The sequence below is a fragment of the Halomonas sp. 3D7M genome (genome assembly GCF_014897885.1).
In the GTDB taxonomy this organism is placed as follows: domain Bacteria; phylum Pseudomonadota; class Gammaproteobacteria; order Pseudomonadales; family Halomonadaceae; genus Vreelandella.
The window spans coordinates 1-4,633 of sequence record NZ_JABUZF010000026.1; the positions used below are offsets into that span (position 1 = coordinate 1).

Here is a 4,633-nt window from a genome sequence, read left to right on the forward strand (position 1 = left end):
GAAGTTTGCCGAAAAAGTACGGGCATGTCTAGTGAAGGCCGACATAAGCTCGTTGCTGGTTATTTAAACAACCGTTTGACGACGTTCGCGACACAAGGTGGTCATAGGCTTCAGCTCAGCCTTGTTGCCAGCGCCGTAACGCTTCCAGGTGCTGTACCAGCTGGGTAGCCGTTATTTCACCTTGAATGCGTGCATCTCGCACTTCTTCGCCCTGGCTAAAAAAAAGCAGACTTGGTGGGCCAAATAAGTTAAAGCGGTTTAGCAGTTCCCGACTTTGCGCATCCGTATTGGTGACATCGACCTCAATCAGGCGAAAATCGTTCAATGCAGCGACCACATTGGGGTCTGGAAAAACATCGCGCTCCATTAGCTTGCAGGAGATACACCAGTCAGCAGTGAAATTAACAAAGGCAGGCTGTTGGGCACTCGCGGCTTCAGAGAGTGCGGTTTCAAGTGCACTCAGTTCATCAACTTGCTGAAAAGCAAGCGTTGCTTGCGGCGTGCCGCTGTCCGTTGAGGCGCTGGATACCGTTAAGGGGCGCAATGGGTTGCTGCCGCCTTGGGCTGCGCCAATGACAAGAGCAATGCCCCATGCCAGTAACATCAGTCCTATTGTTTGTCGTGCTTTAGGCCAGCCTTGTGGCTGATTCATATTTAAGGCGCCCAACATGAGTGCGCTACCTATGGCCAGCGCTGCCCAGAGCAAAAGCGCCAGCGAAGGCGGCACTAATCGCTCAACCATCCAAATGGCAACGCCCAGTAACAGCAATCCGAAAGCAATTTTAACGCCGTTCATCCAAGCGCCTGAGCGCGGTAGCAGCGTTGCCCCAAAGGTGCCCACTAATAGCAGTGGCACGCCCATGCCTAGGCCCAGTGCAAATAAAACAGCTCCGCCCATGGCAGCATTTCCGGTCGAGGAAATAAACACCAACGCACCGGCAAGTGGGGCTGTTACACAGGGGGAAACCACTAATACCGATAGTGCGCCTGCCAGGGCTAGGCCTGCAGGGCCGCTTTGCTGTGCACGTGCTTGCCAACCGTCAATTTTAGCGGCCAGCCGCGGTGAAACTCTTAAGTTAAACGCCCCGAACATGGCTAAGGCAAATAGCGTAAATAGAACAGCAAAGGTAACTAGCACCGGCGCTGATTGCAGGTGGGCCTGAAGGTTTAAGCCCGCGCCAAACAGGCCCATTAGCACACCGACTAACGCGTAGGTGGACGCCATGCCCAAAACATAGCTGGCTGAGAGTACAAACGCTCGGGGCCGAGTTGGTTTTTGTCCTACGATAATGGAAGACAAAATAGGCACCATCGGTAGGACGCAGGGCGTGAAAGTAAGGCCCAGTCCGGCGATAAAAAATAACCCTAAGGCAAGAGGGAGGCTGGCGCTGTTGAGCAATGCGCTAAAGCGGCTATCTTCGCTTTGTGGGGCTGAGAATTCAGCGCTGCTATTGGTGCCCGCGGTTTGACTAATTTGCTGGTCGTCGCTGCCTTCAGCGCCTGGCAGTGCTTGATCTGCAGCGTCCCAGTCAGCAAAGGCCGTGGGGGGAGATGACTCTGAGGCGTCAAGCGATACGGTTTCCGGCGGGTAGCAAAGGCCTGCGTCGGCACAGCCTTGGAACGTCAGTTCAATATCGATCGGGCCGCTATAGGGCGGGGAAAATGGCGTTTCAAAGACTAATATGTCACGAAAAACATACACATCGCCCATGAATTCATCAGTTGTGAATGTTCCTTGCGGAAGTAGCGGCTCATCAAGGGATACAGCGTCCGTTGTGCTGCTAACGCTAAATTGGTGGCGATATAAATAATAGTCGTCCGCAATATCGATACCAATATAAATGGCGCTGCCGTCATGCCAAGCGGTAGGCTGAAAGGCTTCTAGGACAGGTAAAAAATCGCTTTGATTACTGGAAGAGGAAAACCACTGAGCATGGGCTAGCAGGGGAAGCCAGCAGAGTAACAGTAACAGACTTAAACGCTTAAAAGACAACACGAAGTATCCTTACGCAGACGTATCAGGGAAATTTTGAAATAGCATATCCTACCTTGTGATGTCAGCGTAGATGCTGCGGTGACGTGACGCGCTTCTTCATACTCCGTTAATGTTGAATCTCAGGTCTCGGAATTAAACGGCAGATAATAGAAAAGGCTGCCACATGGGCAGCCTTTAAGAGGAAGCGCGGTCTGGCGTTATCGCTCAACCCGATAGGTTAAGCTTTTTGGTAAGCCGCGACTGATTTTTCAATCGCTTTGCGTGCCGCTTCAACACCTTCCCAAGACTCTACTTTCACCCACTTACCTTTTTCGAGGTCTTTATAGTTCTCGAAAAAGTGAGCGATTTGCTGACGTAGCAGTTCAGGAAGATCAGTCACTTCTTGAACATCATCATACAGAGTGCTCAGCTTGGGGTGCGGGACGCAGACCAATTTTGCATCTTCGCCTGCTTCGTCGGTCATATTCAAAATGCCAACAGGGCGAGCGCGAATGATGCTACCCGGAGCCACGGGGTGGGGGGTAACTACCAAGGCATCCAGCGGGTCGCCATCATCGGCCAGGGTGTGGGGAATAAAGCCGTAGTTAGCCGGATAGAACATGGGGGTTGCCATGAAGCGGTCAACCAGCAGGGCACCCATATCTTTATCGATTTCATACTTAATCGGCGCGTGATTAGCGGGAATTTCAATCGCCACGTAAATATCGTTGGGCAGATCCTTTCCAGCGGGGATGTTATCGAAGTTCATCGTTTATTCCTTGGCTTGGCTTATGTAGTGCGAAGGCTAAGCAGTTGATGCATTGCATTAATGGCGGAGAATTATACGAAGTTGGCTAGTGGATTACCAATGCGACATAGGTGTGTGCCGCTAACAATGACGATGAATCCAAAAATAAGCGTCGTTTTTCGCCATCACGACGTTTGGCGGGCATCGCTTCCCTTGATCAGCGTGTATCATAACCGCTGTGTGGTTCCCATGAAGAGCCTAAAGCCTAGGAGGATGAGTTGGCGCACGCCCAGTTACTAATTAGTTATGGCCAAGCCTTTGTGGCCCCTGATCGGCGTCTACACCGTAGCTCTATGTCGGTGCGGTTGCCTGATGCGCAGCTGTTGAAAGTAAAAGGGGGTTGCGCAGTTATTAGTGACTCGATTTCTCGTAACACCTTGGCTAAACAGGCAGGTGATTTAAGTGTTCGCGGTTTTTTGGCTGACTATTACTCGACGCCTGACCACTGGGACACGAAAACGTCGGCAACCCGGGTGCTTCGTGCTCTCAATGGGTGGTGCTACAGCCAAAGCAAGCATGTTAAAGAAGGAAGTTTCGTATCTTCGCTATCCGCGATGGTCTTTCGCGAGCGTGAAGCGCACCTATTTCATATGGGGGATACGTTAGTTTTTCGATTGCGAGGCGCTGAGTTCGAGCAGCTAACCCGCGACCATGTGACCGATATTGGCGGCTATCGTTACCCCTCACGTGCTTTGGGGATGGATGGAAGCGTCGATATCGACTATACCCATCTACCGCTTAAACAGGGCGACTTTTTTGTTTTTACTACTCAGGGCGTCCGTGGCACCTTAATGCCATCTGATTACGTTCGTCTGATCCGCCAAAATGCCAGTGATCTAGACGCCGCCTGTGAGTGCCTAGCGAGCGAAGCAAAGCAGCGTGCCCAAGATAGGGGGTATGGAGGTGATCAATTTTGCTTCCAACTGCTGCGTATCGATGAGCTGCCGGAAGAGTCTGAAGATCACCCAGGGCTTATTTATGGTGACCTGCCTATTCCCCCCGAGCTGACGCCAGGAGAGCGGTTTGATGGGCTTGAGGTGCTGTCGGTGCTGTCACGTAATGCGCAATCAAGAGTTTATCGCGTCCGTGATGTGCATTCAGAGCGTGAAATGGTGATGAAAGCACCCAGCCCAGAACTCTCTTTGCGTAACGCTTATCTGGAACATTTTTTACTGCAGCAATGGGTGGTAGAGCGTGTAAATTCGCCCTTTGTCGTTAAAGTAATGCAGTCGTCACGACCACGCCGTTACCTTTATTACTTAATGCAGCACGTTGAAGGTGAAACGCTCCGCCAGTGGGCAGAAAGGCACCCACAAGCGAGTTTGGTGCAGCGTCTGGATATCGCCAATCAACTGGGTAAAGCGGTTCAAGCGTTGCATCATCGCGATATCATTCATCAGCAAATTACCCCTGATAATGTGCTGATCGACCCCCACGGCAAACTCGTGTTAGCAGATTTCAGTGCCTGCCACATGCGCGAGGTGGATGGCCATCGCCACTCGGGCGAGCTACTCCGCCAAATTGGTTTTAATGAACACACGGCCCCTGAGTACGCACTAGGTGATAGCGTAGGTCGGCGCAGTGACCAGTATTCATTGGCATCAACGGTCTATTGGTTGCTGACAGGGGCATTGCCCTATACGTTGACGCCTAATCGACTGCGCAGCCACACCGATCTTGAAGAGCTCAGCTACCGTAGTGCCCGAACAACCAATCCAGAAATATCGACTGAGCTTGATGATGCGTTACGTCGGGCTCTAGATCCTCAGCGTGCACTACGTTTTAGACGGCTCTCCGAATTTCTGCATGCCTTAAGAGTCCCGTTGGGGCGCGTGCCCAGCCGTGAGGAG

The 4,633-nt window shown here is 51.9% G+C and carries 3 protein-coding genes; 1 reads left to right on the forward strand and 2 read right to left on the reverse strand.

Going from position 1 to position 4,633, the window contains the following annotated elements; genetic code table 11:
• Positions 1 to 115: 115 nt before the first annotated feature.
• Both dsbD and ppa read right to left on the reverse strand, forming a co-directional pair.
• A complete protein-coding gene (dsbD, locus tag INT22_RS00555; protein WP_193060180.1) occupies positions 116 to 1,996 on the reverse strand; it encodes a protein-disulfide reductase DsbD in 1,881 nt (626 codons plus the stop codon).
• A gap of 217 nt (positions 1,997 to 2,213) precedes the next feature.
• Positions 2,214 to 2,744, reverse strand: a complete 531-nt coding sequence (gene ppa, locus INT22_RS00560; RefSeq protein WP_009724723.1) for an inorganic diphosphatase — start codon at positions 2,742 to 2,744, stop codon at positions 2,214 to 2,216.
• A 257-nt stretch (positions 2,745 to 3,001) separates the two neighbouring features.
• Between ppa and INT22_RS00565 the strand changes: the two genes are divergently transcribed.
• Positions 3,002 to 4,633, forward strand: a 1,632-nt coding sequence (locus INT22_RS00565; RefSeq protein WP_193067478.1) for a bifunctional protein-serine/threonine kinase/phosphatase, incomplete at its 3' end; no start/stop codon positions are given.

What these genes read in the sequence shown, in the direction of transcription:
- ppa (WP_009724723.1), bottom strand. Translation starts at nt 2,744, where the DNA reads ATGAACTTCGATAACATCCCCGCTGGAAAGGATCTGCCCAACGATATT.